19 protein-coding genes and 1 tRNA gene are annotated in these 14,719 nt (G+C 31.0%); 12 read left to right on the plus strand and 8 right to left on the minus strand.

The window, feature by feature from the left end:
• The first annotated feature begins 73 nt into the window (after positions 1-73).
• The 6 genes from thrS to CD56_RS00185 all read left to right on the plus strand — a co-directional run bounded on the left by thrS (position 74) and on the right by CD56_RS00185 (position 5,138).
• Entirely contained in the window at positions 74-1,885 is a 1,812-nt protein-coding gene (gene thrS / locus CD56_RS00160) for a threonine--tRNA ligase (RefSeq protein ID WP_047207837.1), read from the plus strand.
• Entirely contained in the window at positions 1,882-2,403 is a 522-nt protein-coding gene (gene infC, locus CD56_RS00165; protein WP_039617082.1) for a translation initiation factor IF-3, read from the plus strand. Before thrS ends, infC begins: the two co-directional genes overlap by 4 nt.
• A gap of 34 nt (positions 2,404-2,437) precedes the next feature.
• A complete protein-coding gene (locus CD56_RS00170; RefSeq protein ID WP_047207838.1) occupies positions 2,438-3,532 on the plus strand; it encodes a DNA adenine methylase in 1,095 nt (364 codons plus the stop codon).
• 76 nt (positions 3,533-3,608) lie between these two features.
• Positions 3,609-3,800 (plus strand): 50S ribosomal protein L35, encoded by a 192-nt coding sequence (gene rpmI / locus CD56_RS00175; protein WP_039617094.1) that lies wholly within the window; start codon positions 3,609-3,611, stop codon positions 3,798-3,800.
• Between the two features lie 98 nt (positions 3,801-3,898).
• Complete coding sequence (gene rplT, locus CD56_RS00180; protein ID WP_039617097.1) at positions 3,899-4,252, plus strand: 50S ribosomal protein L20; 354 nt, start codon at positions 3,899-3,901, stop codon at positions 4,250-4,252.
• Positions 4,230-5,138 carry a DNA ligase gene (locus tag CD56_RS00185; RefSeq protein WP_047207839.1) on the plus strand — a complete coding sequence of 303 codons (909 nt, stop codon included), beginning with the start codon at positions 4,230-4,232 and terminating at the stop codon, positions 5,136-5,138. The genes rplT and CD56_RS00185 overlap by 23 nt, the downstream gene beginning before the upstream one ends.
• Before the next feature lie 9 nt (positions 5,139-5,147).
• On the opposite strand, the gene CD56_RS00190 is transcribed toward CD56_RS00185, so the two are convergent.
• The 3 genes from CD56_RS00190 to CD56_RS00200 are packed head-to-tail and all read right to left on the minus strand — an operon-like array spanning position 5,148 to position 7,532.
• The gene (locus CD56_RS00190; protein WP_047207840.1) at positions 5,148-5,957 is read right to left on the minus strand and encodes a metal ABC transporter permease; all 810 of its coding nucleotides are present in this window, start codon (positions 5,955-5,957) and stop codon (positions 5,148-5,150) included.
• Entirely contained in the window at positions 5,950-6,699 is a 750-nt protein-coding gene (locus CD56_RS00195; protein ID WP_039627659.1) for a metal ABC transporter ATP-binding protein, read from the minus strand. The genes CD56_RS00190 and CD56_RS00195 overlap by 8 nt, the downstream gene beginning before the upstream one ends.
• Entirely contained in the window at positions 6,696-7,532 is an 837-nt protein-coding gene (locus tag CD56_RS00200) for a metal ABC transporter solute-binding protein, Zn/Mn family (RefSeq protein WP_047207841.1), read from the minus strand. Before CD56_RS00200 ends, CD56_RS00195 begins: the two co-directional genes overlap by 4 nt.
• A 60-nt stretch (positions 7,533-7,592) precedes the next feature.
• On the opposite strand from CD56_RS00200, the gene CD56_RS00205 reads away from it, so the two are divergent.
• Genes CD56_RS00205 through CD56_RS00215 form a run of 3 tightly spaced genes read left to right on the plus strand, consistent with a single transcriptional unit; the run spans position 7,593 to position 9,084 of the window.
• Positions 7,593-8,291, plus strand: a complete 699-nt coding sequence (locus CD56_RS00205; protein WP_047207842.1) for a class I SAM-dependent methyltransferase — start codon at positions 7,593-7,595, stop codon at positions 8,289-8,291.
• A gap of 38 nt (positions 8,292-8,329) precedes the next feature.
• Positions 8,330-8,707, plus strand: a complete 378-nt coding sequence (locus CD56_RS00210) for a TM2 domain-containing protein (protein ID WP_047207843.1) — start codon at positions 8,330-8,332, stop codon at positions 8,705-8,707.
• A gap of 8 nt (positions 8,708-8,715) precedes the next feature.
• Complete coding sequence (locus tag CD56_RS00215; protein WP_039627667.1) at positions 8,716-9,084, plus strand: TM2 domain-containing protein; 369 nt, start codon at positions 8,716-8,718, stop codon at positions 9,082-9,084.
• Here the strand turns inward: CD56_RS00215 and pyrC are convergent.
• Genes pyrC through CD56_RS00235 form a run of 4 tightly spaced genes read right to left on the minus strand, consistent with a single transcriptional unit; the run spans position 9,068 to position 12,190 of the window.
• Positions 9,068-10,063 carry a dihydroorotase gene (pyrC, locus tag CD56_RS00220; RefSeq protein WP_047207844.1) on the minus strand — a complete coding sequence of 332 codons (996 nt, stop codon included), beginning with the start codon at positions 10,061-10,063 and terminating at the stop codon, positions 9,068-9,070. The genes CD56_RS00215 and pyrC overlap by 17 nt on opposite strands.
• An 8-nt stretch (positions 10,064-10,071) precedes the next feature.
• On the minus strand, positions 10,072-10,302 hold the full coding sequence (locus tag CD56_RS00225; RefSeq protein ID WP_047207845.1) for a helix-turn-helix domain-containing protein: 231 nt from the start codon (positions 10,300-10,302) through the stop codon (positions 10,072-10,074).
• Positions 10,287-10,658, minus strand: a complete 372-nt coding sequence (locus CD56_RS00230) for a diacylglycerol kinase (protein ID WP_047207846.1) — start codon at positions 10,656-10,658, stop codon at positions 10,287-10,289. Before CD56_RS00230 ends, CD56_RS00225 begins: the two co-directional genes overlap by 16 nt.
• Positions 10,658-12,190, minus strand: a complete 1,533-nt coding sequence (locus CD56_RS00235) for a phosphoethanolamine transferase (RefSeq protein WP_047207847.1) — start codon at positions 12,188-12,190, stop codon at positions 10,658-10,660. The genes CD56_RS00230 and CD56_RS00235 overlap by 1 nt, the downstream gene beginning before the upstream one ends.
• 98 nt (positions 12,191-12,288) lie before the next feature.
• Here CD56_RS00235 and CD56_RS00240 point away from each other — a divergent pair, with 98 nt between their 5' ends.
• A complete protein-coding gene (locus tag CD56_RS00240) occupies positions 12,289-13,047 on the plus strand; it encodes an exodeoxyribonuclease III (protein WP_047207848.1) in 759 nt (252 codons plus the stop codon).
• On the opposite strand, the gene CD56_RS00245 is transcribed toward CD56_RS00240, so the two are convergent.
• Entirely contained in the window at positions 13,044-13,601 is a 558-nt protein-coding gene (locus tag CD56_RS00245; RefSeq protein ID WP_047207849.1) for a manganese efflux pump MntP, read from the minus strand. The two genes, CD56_RS00240 and CD56_RS00245, sit on opposite strands and share 4 nt — an antisense overlap.
• Positions 13,602-13,723: 122 nt before the next feature.
• On the opposite strand from CD56_RS00245, the gene CD56_RS00250 reads away from it, so the two are divergent.
• A tRNA-Glu gene (locus CD56_RS00250) sits at positions 13,724-13,798 on the plus strand.
• A 205-nt stretch (positions 13,799-14,003) separates the two neighbouring features.
• Positions 14,004-14,618 (plus strand): BspA family leucine-rich repeat surface protein, encoded by a 615-nt coding sequence (locus CD56_RS00255; protein ID WP_052768347.1) that lies wholly within the window; start codon positions 14,004-14,006, stop codon positions 14,616-14,618.
• The last annotated feature ends 101 nt before the right edge of the window (positions 14,619-14,719 follow it).

The raw sequence follows: 14,719 nt of genomic DNA on the forward strand, positions 1-14,719 counted from the left end.
AAGTTTTTCATAGCTAAAATTAGTCTTATATTTTAATTTAAGCTCACAAGGTTAGTGAGTGTTAAGGGTAGAAATGACAAAAGATATAATTGCATATGCAAATAATGAAACTTTGATAGATACTCAAAGTTTTAACAATGACACAAATTTAACTCCGATTTATTTTGATAACTCTAAAGAAAGTTTAGAAGTTATCCGTCACTCTTGTGCGCATTTAATGGCTCAAGCGATTAAAAGTTTATATCCAGAGGCTAAATTTTTCGTAGGGCCTGTGATAGAAGATGGGTTTTATTATGATTTTAGAGTTGATAGTAAGATTTCAGAAGAAGACTTAAGCAAAATCGAAAAGAAAATGAAAGAACTAGCAGAGGCAAAGCTAGACATTACAAAATATGAACTCTCAAAGACCGAGGTTAAAGAAAAATTTGCCAATGATGATTTAAAACAAGAAGTTTTACTAAGAATTCCTGATGGAAAAGTAAGCATTTATAAGCAAGGCGAATTTGAAGATTTATGCCGTGGACCTCATGTACCAAACACTAGATATTTAAGATTTTTCAAGCTTACTCGTGTAGCTGGTGCGTATTTGGGTGGTGATGAAAAAAGAGAAATGCTTACAAGAATTTATGGTACTGCTTTTGCAGATAAAGAAAGTTTAAATGAATACTTAAAAATCATTGAAGAAGCTAAAAAAAGAGATCATAGAAAACTTGGCAATGAAATGAAGCTTTTTGCCTTTGATGATGAAATAGGCGGTGGGCTTCCTATATGGCTTAGCAATGGTGCAAAATTAAGAAGTAAATTAGAGCATTTGCTATATAAAGCACATAGATTAAGAGGTTATGAGCCTGTGCGTGGACCTGAGCTTTTAAAAGCTGATGCGTGGAAAATTAGTGGGCATTATGCAAACTATAAAGAAAATATGTATTTTACGCAAATTGATGAGCAAGAATATGGCATTAAGCCGATGAATTGTGTAGGACATATTAAAATTTATCAAAGTGATGTTAGAAGCTATCGTGATTTGCCTTTGAAATTTTTTGAATACGGTGTGGTGCACCGCCATGAAAAAAGTGGAGTTTTACACGGGCTTTTTAGGGTAAGAGAATTTACTCAAGATGATGCACATATTTTTTGTATGCCAAGTCAGATAAAAGAACAAGTTTTAGAAATTTTAAGCTTTGTTGATACTTTGATGAAGGCTTTTGAGTTTGATTATGAAATGGAAATTTCAACACGCCCAGCAAAAGCAATAGGTGATGATGAAATTTGGGATATAGCTACAAAGGCTTTAAAAGAAGCTTTAGATGAGCAAGGTTTAAAATATGGCATTGATGAGGGCGGTGGAGCTTTCTATGGCCCAAAAATCGATATTAAAATCACTGATGCGCTAAAAAGAAAATGGCAGTGCGGAACTATACAAGTAGATTTTAACTTACCAAGCCGTTTTAAACTCGAATACACAGACGCAGATAATGAGAAAAAACAACCTGTAATGCTTCACCGTGCTATTTTAGGTTCTTTTGAAAGATTTATAGGAATTTTAGTAGAGCATTGTGCGGGTGAGTTGCCATTTTTCATAGCACCAACTCAAGTAGCTATAGTGCCTATTTCGCAAAATCATCATGAGTATGCAAAAGAAATAGCAAGAAAACTTTTAGAACTTGGCATTGATAGTGAAGTGTATAATAAAAATGAAAGCTTAAATAAAAAAATCCGCACCGCTGAAAAAGCACATGTACCTATGATACTTGTTTTAGGTGATGAAGAAGTAGCAAATAAAAGTGTGGCTTTAAGAGATAGAAGAGCAAAAGAACAAAAAACAATGACTTTAGATGAATTTATAACCCTAACAAAGGAGAAATTAAGTGAGGTACGCTTTTGAGTAAAGAAAAAGAAGTATTGCTAAATGAAGAAATTCAAGCAGATGAGATCAGATGTATAGGTGATGATGGCAAGGTTTATGGCATTATTAGTAGTGATGAAGCGCTAGATATAGCAAATAGACTAGGGCTTGATTTGGTGATGATAGCCCCTGAAGCCAAACCACCTGTATGTAAGATAATGGATTATGGAAAATTCCGTTATCAACAAGAAAAGAAACAAAAAGAAGCAAAGAAAAAACAAAAAGTTATTGATATAAAAGAAATCAAACTTTCTGTGAAAATTGCTCAAAATGACATTAATTATAAAGTCAAACATGCAAGCGAGTTTTTAGAGCAAGGCAAGCATGTGAAATTTAGAGTGTTTTTAAAAGGTCGTGAGATGGGCTCTCCTGAAGCAGGGGTGGCGTTGCTTGAAAAAATTTGGCAAATGGTTGAAGATATAGCAGATAGAGACAAAGAGCCTTTACTCGAAGGACGCTATGTAAATATGCTAGTAACTCCTAAAAAGAAAAAATAATCACAAGCCTTTTTAAGGCTTGTATTTTAAACTTATGCTAGAAGAAAATCCACAATTTTTAAAAGAACAAATCATAACTTACCTTGGTAATAAAAGATCCTTGCTTGAGTTTTTAAATCAAGGCTTTAAATTCGCACAAAATGAGCTTAAAAAGGACAAATTTAGTTTTTGCGATGTATTTAGTGGCTCTGGGGTAGTTTCGCGTTTTGTGAGGCCTTATGCGAGTTTTATCATGGCAAATGATTTGGAAGATTATTCTAAAATCATCAATGAATGTTATTTGAGTAATCAAAATGCACAATTTTTACAAGAATTACAAAAATATTATGATTTTTTAATTTCTGATTTAAAACTCAAAAAAGGCTTTATAAGCAAACTTTATGCGCCAAATGATGATGAATATATCCAAAAAGATGAAAGAGTTTTTTACACGCTTAAAAATGCGATGTATTTAGACTCTATGCGAGAAAAAATTTCAAACCTGCCAAGTAATATACAAAAATACTTCATCGCGCCGCTTATCTATGAAGCAAGCGTGCATGCAAATACAAGCGGGGTTTTTAAAGGCTTTTATAAAGATAAAAATGGAGTGGGAAAATTTGGAGGAAATGGAGCAAATGCGCTTAGTCGTATAAAGGGTGATATAGCTTTAAAAATGCCTATTTTTTCAAATTTTACTTGTGAGTATGAGGTTTTTCAAAAAGACGCAAATATTTTAGCTAAGGAGCTTGATAGCTTTGATGTGGCGTATTTAGACCCACCTTATAATCAACACCCTTATGGGTCAAATTATTTTATGTTAAATTTAATCGCTAATTATAAAAAGCCAAAGGAAATTTCAAAGGTTTCTGGCATACCAAAAGACTGGAACCGCAGTGCTTTTAACAAAGAAAAAAAAGCCGAAGATGCTTTGTTTGATTTGATAGATGATTTAAAAGCTAAGATTGTATTACTTTCTTATAATTGTGAGGGTTTTGTAAAAAAAGAAAATTTCACAAAAAGACTTCAAAGTCTTGGAGAATGCTTTGTGCTTGAGCAAAAGTATAATGCCTTTAGAGCTAGTAGAAACCTTTCTAAACGCTCTATGCATATACAAGAACAACTTTATGTGTTAAAAAAGAAGAATTAGAATTTAATTTTTCTAAAGCATAGTTGTAGTAAAATGATAGCTTTCTTTTATGAAAAAATTTATCCAAAGGATACACATGCCAAAAATGAAAAGCGTTAAAAGTGCTGTTAAACGCTTCAAAGTAGGTAAAAATAAAATCAAAAGAGGTGCTGCTTATAGAAGCCACATTTTGACTAAAAAACCTGCTAAAAGAATGCGCGATCTTCGCACTTCTAAGTATGTTCACTCAACCAATGTTAAAGCGGTTGAAAAAATGTTAGGAATTTAAGCTCGCTTAAATTTAGTTTTTGACGAAAGTCATTCAAACTCCCCTTATTTTAAAGGGCAAGATTCGTTTAACGAACGCCAATTTGTGAAAGGATAAATATGGCAAGAGTAAAAACAGGTGTTGTAAGACGCCGCAGACATAAAAAAGTTTTAAAACTTGCGCGTGGTTTTTATAGTGGTCGCCGCAAACACTTTAGAAAAGCTAAAGAACAATTAGAAAGAAGTTTGGTTTATGCGTATCGTGATAGACGCCGCAAAAAACGTGATTTCCGTCGTCTTTGGATAGTACGTATCAATGCAGCTTGCAGACTAAATGATATTAGTTATTCAAGATTTATAAATGGTCTTAAAAAAGCAGGCATTGAGCTTGATAGAAAAATCTTAGCTGATTTAGCGATGAATGATGCAGCTGCTTTTGCTAAAATAGCAGATGCTGCTAAAAAAGCACTTTAATCTTACTGCAAGGCTTTTTATAAGCCTTGTTTTTCTCTTTACTCTCTTTTTAAATCCTCTTTTTGCAAAAGATATTTTACTTTTTAAAGTTTATGATGAAAAAGCATTTAAAGATATAAATTTAAGCCATTATCTCATGAGCGAAAAACTCGATGGCGTAAGAGGACTTTGGAGTGGTAAGTCTATGCAAACAAGAGCAGGAAATGCTATAAAACTTCCTTTATTTTTCACAAAAAACTTTCCTAAATTTGAGTTAGATGGAGAACTTTGGATAAAAAGAGCTTCTTTTGAAGAAATTTCATCTTTAATACGCCAAGAAAATCCTGATGAAAAACTTTGGCAAAAAGTAAGTTATAATGTCTTTGATGTGCCAAATGCTTGCGAGGAATTTAAACTTGATCCTTGTACTTTAGAAGCAAGATTAGAAGTTTTAAAAAAGTATTTGGTTAAAAATCCAAATGATTTTATAAAAATCATCCCACAAATTCACATTAAAGATAAAAATCATTTAAAGCAATTTTACCAAGATATCATTTCGCATAAAGGTGAGGGTGCGATCATAAGATTAAACAACGCACCTTATGAAAAGAAAAGATCAAGCAATGCTTTTAAACTAAAACCTTTTGATGATACAGAATGTGTTGTAAAAAAGCATTTTGAAGGTAAGGGAAAATTTGAAGGTAAAATGGGATCTTTACTTTGTGAAGCAGTGATTGAGGGTAAAAAAGTAAGTTTTAAAATAGGCTCAGGTTTTAAAGAAAGCGATCGCTTAAACCCTCCGCCAGTTGGTGCTATCATCACTTTTAAATACAACGGCTTAACCAAAAATGGCAAGCCAAAATTTGCTAGCTTTTTAAGAGTGCATGAAAATAGCGTTTTAAAATAAAAGTAAATTTCAATTTTTCTTTGCAAAAACTCTAAAACAAAGATAAAGCACAAAAGCTATACAAGCACTAGCTATGATACAAGCTCCACTTGCAAGATTATAATAAAAACTCACAAAAAGCCCTATCACGCAAAAACTTATGCTCAAAAGCGTAGAGATGATCATCATTTGACCAAGCTTTTTAGAAAAGCTCTCAGCGATAAATGCAGGTATACTAAGCAAAGCTATCACAAGTATAAGTCCTACTACTTTGATGCTTATAACGATACAAAAAGCCATCATTGCGATTAAAAGATAATGAAAAAGATTAGTTTTAACCCCTCTTAAGCTTGCAAATTCTTTATCAAAGCTTAGAATTTCAAATTGACGATAAAAAAGCAATACTAAAATGATAAAAATCACATCAATCACTGCAAATAAAACTATATCTTGTGTAGGCACAGACAAAATACTACCAAATAAATACCCCATTAAATCACCATTATAACCAGGGGTTAAGTCTATGAGTATGATACCAACAGCCATTCCAAAAGCCCATATAACCCCGACTATATTGTCACTTCTAAAAGGATATTTTTGTACTAAAAATGCTACAAGCAAGGCTAAAAAAAGCGTAAATAAACTCGTACTAACAAGCACTGGCAAACCAAAATAAAATGCTATGCCTATACCCCCAAAAGCCCCATGCGTAATGCCTCCTGCCATAGAACTTAAGCGGTTGATCATGATCAAAGTCCCCATAATCCCACAAGCAATACTAGTTAAAAATGCAGCCAAAAAAGCATTTTGTATAAAAGAGCTAGATAAAAGTTCAAGCATGGTTTTTTCCTTCACAGCAACACTGCTCCAAGCTAAGCTCCACATCACAAAAATGCGTGTGATTTTGGCTTAAATGCGCTAGCAAATGTGCCTTTTTTTCAGGGGTGTTTTCATGTAAGAATAATTCTTTGTTTAAATATGCGATTTTATTTGCATAAGCTAAGCTTACATTTAAATCATGGCATATTACTATCACGCCAACCCCACTTTCGTGTAATTTTTTCAAAAGCTCAAAAATCTGCACCGAGCCTTTGGTATCTATGCTTGCAGTAGGCTCATCAAGGATCAAAAGCTTACATTCACTTGCTAGGGCTCTTGCTATATAAACTCTTTGTCTTTGGCCTCCGCTTAGTTCGTTGATTTTTTTATCCCAAAAATTTCTCATACCTACTTTTTCTAAGGCTAGCAAGGCTTGCTCTTGATCTTTTTTGGTATAAAAACCAAAGAATTTTTTATCCACCCTTCCCATCATCACCACTTCTAGCACGCGTACTGGAAAGTTTGGATTAGCTAAAGTATTTTGTGGGACATAACCTATATCTTTTAAACTTAAGTTTTCAAAGTTTATATTTTTATGACTATTTAGTAAGCCTAGTATGAGTTTTAAAAGTGTAGATTTACCCCCGCCATTTGGCCCTACTATGGCTAAAAAGTCTTTGCTTTCATAGTTTAGGTTGATATTTTTTAAAACCTCATCTTGGTTATATGAAAAATTTAAATTTTTAATATTGATTTTTATCATTGTAAAACGCTTGCTATATTTTTTGCATCTTTTAAAAGCTCATTTTTATAATCACTTGGCAAATGATCAAGTTCCATGATTTTAAGATTATAATTACTTGCCATAGCTTTAATGGTATTATTATTAGCTCCTTTAGGTACAAAAATAGCTTTTATTTGCTCTTTTTGTATGAGTTTTGCAAGCTTGGCTAAGTCTTTTGGCTTAGGTTCTTTTCCTTCTATTTCAACAGGAATTTGACTTAGATGGTATCTTTTTGCAAAATACCCCCAAGATGGATGATAGACTAGAAAATGCTTGTTTTTTACATTTTTAAATAAAGCTTGTATTTGTAAATTTAATGCATCCATTTCTTTTAAGAAATTTTCTAAATTTTGCTCATAAAATGCTTTATTTTGTGGGTATTGTTCTATAAGTGCTAAAGTGATATTTTTAACATGAGTTTTTGCTAAAAGTGGATCAAGCCATGTGTGAGGGTCATCTCCATGATGATGGTGTCCTTCATGTGCATGCTCTTGCAAAGGTATAAAATCAATGCCATTTTGAGTAGAGATGATTTTGGTATTTTTGAGATTATCTTTAAGTTTTAAAATCCAAATTTTTTCAAATTCTAAATTTGCTGTGAAGTAAATATCGCTTTTTTCAAGTTTTAAAATACCACTTGGTTTAAATTCGAAAGTATGCTCATTTGCATTAGGTGGTATGACTATATTAATATCTAAAGTGTCTTTAGCAATTTGTTTTACAAAGTAAGCTTGTGGAGCTATGCTAACACTTACCAAATCTTTAGCATATATACTTAAAAATGAAATCAAACACAAAAACAATACACGCATAATTTTCCTTTTTAAAAACAAAAAAATATTATACTATATTAGAAAAAATAAGGAGTGAAGATGAATTTATGGAATAAAAAAGCAAAAAGCTATGCAAGGTATAATCCTAGTTTAAACGAAATTCAAAAAGCTACTTTTGCAAAACTTGGATCCTTACAAGGTAAAAGTGTAGTGGATATAGGTTGTGGGAGTGGTGTTTGGACTTTGCATTTGGCACAAAAAGCAAAAAGTGTTTTGGGTGTAGATAGCTCTAGTGCTATGCTTGAAATTTTACAAGAAGATGCAAAAACTCATGCTATATCAAATGTAAAAACTTTAAATTTAGACTTTGAAAACTTTTATAAAAATAATAACACGAAATTTGACTTAGCCTTTTTGAGTATGTCTCCTGCTTTACAAAATGAAAAAGACTATAAAGCTTTTTTAAACTTAGCTTCTAAAAAAGTGTATTTAGGTTGGGCAAGTAGGCGCAAAAGTAGCTTTTTAGATCCTATATTTGAGCGTTTTAACACGCATTTTAAAGGTTATTATGAGGAGGATTTACAAAGTTTTTTAAATGCGCAAAATATCTCTTATGAAAGTGAAGTTTTTAACGAAACTAGAGTAGTAAAAAGAGATAAAGAAAGTGCGATAGAAAATGCTTTGTGGCATTTGAGTATGAATGGTATTAATGCAAACAAACAAGAGTTAGAAAGCTTTGTAAAAGATGAGGTAGAAGAGATTATAGAAGCAAATATTAAAATTTTATTCATAGAATAAATATATTATTCTATGAAAATAAATATAAAGGAAATATAATGGATGCAAATTCTGTATTTTTGTCTCTTAAAGATAAAACCCCATCAAACAAATGGAGTGAATTACAACAAAAATTATCTAATGCATCAGAGGAAGCTTTATCTCAAATTGCTTTAACGCCTTTAAAAAGTAATATAGTTGCTTTGGTTATAGGTATTTTCTTTGGATGGTGCGGTGCAGATAGATTTTATATTGGTGATAAAAAAATTGCTTTTGCTAAGATTGCTTTATTTGTTTTTATTGTTGTGGTTGTAACAGTAACACAAATTGATACTTTAAGATTGATTATTACTCTATATGTTTTGGTGGATTTATATTTTGTATGGAAAGAAACCAAAAAGAGAAACTTATCAAAAATTTATAGTATTTTGGATTGATAATTAAGATGTTTTTGCTTTATCTTAAAGATAAAATTCCTGCAAATAAACTATCTTTTATTGAAGAACAATTAAAGCATATTTCGGAAGATAAGCTTCAAAAACTTAATTTAGTTAAGTTAAAAAATGCCGAGCTTGGTTTAATCTTAAGCATTACTTTTGGTTCTTGCGGGGTTGATAGATTTTATAAAGGTGATTGGCTTCTTGGTTGTGCTAAATTATCGCTTCTGTTTTTGTATGTTGTATTTAATACCCCTATAGATGTTATTTGTGTATTTGTGGTTTTATTTTGGTATATTGCTGATATTTTTTTGGTGTTTTTTGGTATAAAAAAAGATAATTTTAAAAAGATTATTGGTTTTATGAAAGAGTCATAAAACCAATATTTTTTCCTGCCATAAATGGCACTACATCGCCGTATTTTTGTGCTACTTGCCATTCTTGTTTTTCTAAAGTGATGATTTTATCTTTTTCAAATTTAAGATTATGGATTTTACAAGCATTATCTGAAATAAATTTTTGTAAATTTGCTTCATTTGAATGTTTTTCAAAAAGTTCAGCTAAAACAGGTAAAATCACCGGCGCACTAAATACTCCAGCTGCGCAACCACAGCATTCTTTAGTGTGTAATGGATGAGGTGCGCTATCGCTTCCAAACATAGCTTTTTCATAACCACTAAAAGCAAGCTCGCATAAAGCGTCTTTGTCTTCATAGCGTTTTGCAATAGGTTTGCAAAACAAATGCGGATCCATCTTGCCACCTACTACATCATCAAGCGTTATCATTAAATGGTGTAAAGTGATAGTTGCGTATAAATTTTCATAATCTTTTAATAAATCACACAAAACCTTAGTGGTGATATGCTCCATGATGATTTTTAATTTTGGAAAGTTTTTGGCTAATTTTTCATAGATTTTAGCAAAATTTGCTTCTCTATCCATTACAAAATCATTTGTTTCTCCATGCACTAGCAAAGGCAGGCCAAGCTCACTCATAGCATTTAACGTAGGCTTTAACTTTTCTATATCAAAGCTTGAAATTCCATTATCTGAGTTGGTAGTGATACCTGCAGGATAAAGCTTGATAGCAAAAAGCTCATCTTTAGCTTTTTCTAAAAATTGCTCATCATAATCTTTAAAAAATAAAGTCATCAAAGGCGTAAAATCTTCATTTTTACACGCTTTTAAAATACGTTCTTTATAAGCTTTGAGTGCAGTTATTTCAGTAAGCGGGGTAATTAAATTTGGCATGATAACCCCTGCTTTAAAGTCTTTTGCGCTAAATGGGGCTACAAGTTCAAGCATGCTTTCATCGCGTAAATGTAAATGCATATCCAAAGGGTTTTTAAGTGTCATTTTATCTCCTATTTGAGTTTATATAAACCATTTTTGAGCTTTTCAAGCAAAGCTTTTTCTTCTAAAAATTTAAAAGTAGAAATGATGGTTGGTTTGCTGATGTTTAACCTTTTAGAAAGTTCTTCTATATTTGCAAAGACAAAGCCATCATCATCAGCATGAAGAGCTAAAAATTCTAAAATTTCAAAGCGTTTTTTACCAAAGATTTTCGCGCATAGTGTTTTTACTTTATCATCCATTCTCTAACCAAATCAAAAAGAATAAAACTCCAAGTAATTATAGCTAAAACCACGCTAAAAAACACCCCAGCGCTCGCACAATCTTTTGCTTTTTTAGCTAAGATGTGAAATTCGCTTGTGCAAAGATCCACACAAGCTTCTATGGCAGAATTTAGTGCTTCTACAATTAAAATTAGCACCAAAACAAATACAAGCACAAAATGCTCTAAAAAACTTACAGGCAAAAATAAGCTTGCAAAAATCAAAGGTAAAATAATGGCAAATTCTATCCTAAAAGCCATTTCATCTTGGAGTAAAAATTTAATTCCATTAAAGGCATAGCTTGCATTTTTAAATAAAGAATACTTTGGTTTCATTAAGGATTTTCCTTTAAATTTTTGCTAAATATATCATAATTTGCCTCATATTCTTTGCTATTTACACCAAAATACCCCAGCAAGCTTGAAAAAAGATTATCTTGAGAAAGTTTATAGTCTTTTTTGCTTTGTAAATCTTGGCTTAATTTGCTATCTTTACTCCAAAATATCATTGGTATATGTTTTTGTTCTTTTGGTGCTATTAAATAAGGCATACCATGAAGATAAATTCCATTTTCACCTAAACTTTCTCCATGATCTGATAAATAAAGTAAAGAAGCTTCTTTGGTAGGATTTTGCTTAAGCATATCTATAAGGCTTTTTATAATAAAGTCTGTATAAAGTAAAGTATTATCATAGGTGTTGATGATTTGTTCGTGTGAGCAGGTATTTAGCTCGTTTGTATCGCAAGTTGGTGTAAATTTTTTAAATGCATTTGGGTAGCGTTTGTAGTAAGTTGGCCCATGTGAGCCTTGCAAATGCACAACGATGATTTTGTTTGAATTTATATTTTCAAGTTCTTGTTTTACAAGTTCAAGTAAGCTTTCATCGTAATCTTTTGCAATGAGCTTGTGTTTTATACGATCGCAATTTCCTTTACAACCTCCCGAGTTATTACCAAACCAAACACTTTGCACTCCAACCTTTTGTAAGACATCTAAAACATTTTCTTCATACAATTCGTTTTCAAAACTTGCTCTTTTATGTCTTGAAAACATACAAGGCAAACTTCTTGCAGTAGCAGTGCCACAAGAGCTTACATCACTAAAATATACTAAATTTGGCTCATTTTTGGTATAAAAATTCGTATCATTTGTACTATATCCACCTAAAGAATAATTACTTGCTCTAGCAGTTTCGCCTATAACTAAAATCATAAGCTTAGTTGTGTTGGTATCTTTTAAGCTTGCATCATCTGAAATGATAGTTAGTTCTTTTTTACCTGCTAGTTTTTTCTTCGTAAATTCTATGCTTGAGTATATTGGGTAAAAAGGTAGATTATACATTCTAACGATATTGTATGATCTTAAAAAAGGCAAAAGTGTTTTTGAGCTAAGAGCCACTAAAGCAAAGCAAAATACCAAAGAAATCAAAAACAATACACTTTTTTTGAAAAAATATTTTTGATAATCAATCTTAGTAAAAATCACAAGCAAACTAGGAAAAATCACAAAGGCTAAAATATACAAAGCAAAGGAAAAATTAAAATAAGAAAAAAATTCCCTATTATCTGTTTCAATGACATTTTGTATCATATGATCATCGATTAAAACCCCATAATTGCTAACAAAATAACTACAAATAGCACAAGTGCTAAGTAAAAATATGCTTAAAATTTTGCTAATGTAGGGAAAATACACCAAAGATAAAACACTTAAAACCAAGAAAAAATAAATTCCAAAAAACACACTAAAAAGCATAGTATTTTGATCTATCTTTTCATATACAAACTCAAATAATGGAAAATTAAAGACCATGATAAAAACTGCATTAAGCAGGGTAAATTTTGTCCATGAAAGTTTTAGGTGCATTTTTTTCCTTTGGAATAAAATAAAAACTTAGTCTATTTGAATAAAATTAATAAATCGCATATAAAATAGCAACAAAAGAAGATTAGTAAAGGTATTTTATGAAATTATTATCATGGAATGTAAATGGCCTAAGGGCAATTTGTGATAAAAATGCACTGGATTGGATTGAAAAAGAAAAAATCGATTTTATAGGTTTTCAAGAAATCAAAGCACACGAGGATAAATTTCCAAAAAGAATTTATGAGTATCCTTTTAAACATATGTATTCAAATAGTGCTAAAAGAGCAGGGTATTCAGGTGTAATGAGCTTGTGTAATTTTGATTGTGAGGTAAAAAAATGTGAATTTTTTGATGATGATGAGGGTAGGGTTTTAGAACATAGCTTTAAAAATGTAGTTTTGTTTAATATCTACTTTCCAAATGGTCAAAAAGATGAAGAGCGTTTAAACTTTAAAATGAAATTTTATAATGATTTTTTAGTGTATTTAGATAAGCTTTTAAAAGAAGGTAAAGAAATCATCATATGTGGAGATGTAAATACTGCTCACCGTGAGATAGATTTAACCCACCCAAAAGCTAATGAAAAAACTTCAGGTTTTTTACCGATTGAGCGTGCTTGGATAGATGATTTGCTAAAATTAGGCTTTATTGATACTTTTAGACATATCAATGGCGATATTAAAGAAAAGTATTCGTGGTGGAGCTATAGAATGAAGGCAAGAGAAAGAAATGTAGGCTGGAGGATTGATTATTTTTTCATTTCTAATGGCTTAAAAGATAAGCTCAAAAATGCCTTCATAAGAGATGATATTTTTGGTTCAGATCATGCTCCTGTAGGAATAGAAATAGATATCTAAGATAAATGTTCAAATAAAATTTTAACTGCTAGTAAAATTAAAATCGTACCACCTAGAAATTCGGCTTTACTTTTGAGATAAGTGCCGAATTTGCTACCGATTTTTAAAGCTAGAATGCACATTATGAAAGTGATTGCACCTATACATAACAATGCTATAAATAAATCCACTTTTAAAAAGGCAAAACTCACCCCAACAGCAAGCGCATCAATACTAGTGGCAATAGCAAGAGCTATCATGGTTTTGAAATCAAATAAATTTGAATTTTCTTTACAACTATCCTTTTTGAAAGATTCCTGTATCATTTTACCGCCTATAATACTAAGAAGAATAAAAGCAATCCAATGATCAATTTTTTCTACAAAAGAACCAAAAGAAGAACCTAAAATATATCCAATAGCCAGCATTAAAGCTTGAAAACCACCAAAATATAGTCCAACTATTAAATAATGTTTTAATTTCAATTTTTTAACACTAAAGCCTTTGCATAGCGAAACCGCAAAAGCATCTGCTGCTAAAGCAAAAGACAAAACAATTAAGCTTAAAATATCCATTTTTTTCCTTGAATACTTAAATAGAGTGAAATTATATATTTTTACATAAAATAACAAATTAATTATTTATTAAGTAAAACATAGATATAATTTTCATTTCATAAAAAGAAAAACTACAAAATGGCCCATTCGTCTAGCGGTTAGGACATCGCCCTTTCACGGCGGTAACACGAGTTCGAGTCTCGTATGGGTCACCACTTCTTATTTTTATCCCCATTTTTTTGATAACTGTTGTTTTTTTTGTAAAAAAGCTACATTGTTTGAATTTGATATTTTCTTTTGTTTAAATTAAGTTAAAATTAAATTAAATATTATTAATATTCTCAAAATTTTTACCAATTATTTTTTAAATTTACATTGACTTCACACTTGTTTTTTAAAATGTACAAAAAGGAGGACAAAATGTATAGACCTAAAAACAAAAACGAGTTAATGAATTTGGTGCACAATGAAAGAATTTCTTTAAGAGATATAGATGTATCTTTGATTGATGATTTTTCTTATGTGTTTTATTATTCTAAAAGACTAGATTTTTTAGGTATTGAGCGTTGGGATGTATCAAATGCTAAAGATATGTCTTATATGTTTTATTGTTGCGAAAGTTTTAATGCAGATTTGTCGCGTTGGGATGTTTCTAAGGTTGAAAATATGGCAAGTATGTTTTTTAATTGCAAAAATTTCAATCAAGACTTATCAAAATGGAACACACAAAGTCTAAAAGATATGTCTTATATGTTTTTTAATTGTACTAAATTTAACCACTCTTTGTTGCATTGGAAGACTTCAAATGCTACTAGAATGGCGCATTGCTTTGAAAACTGCCATGCATATGAGCATAGCGTTGCAAATTGGGATGTACAAAATGTAATTACCATGGCCTATCTTTTCCATAATTGTAAAAATTTTCATCACGAACTAGATGAATGGAATATTCAAAAAGATTGCAATACTCAAAAAATGTTTGGAAATCGTGGCCTTGATAAAATTTATACCGTAAAAGGTATAGAGTTAGAATAAACAAAATTCACACATTTTTTGTGTGAATTTTTCTTTTATCTTTTTAAGTTTCTCATCAAGTTTTTGTACTACACTTATCTTTTTAAAGTGCTATTTTTAAG

This window comes from Campylobacter lari (assembly GCF_001017575.1).
Classification (GTDB): Bacteria; Campylobacterota; Campylobacteria; order Campylobacterales; family Campylobacteraceae; genus Campylobacter_D; species Campylobacter_D lari_C.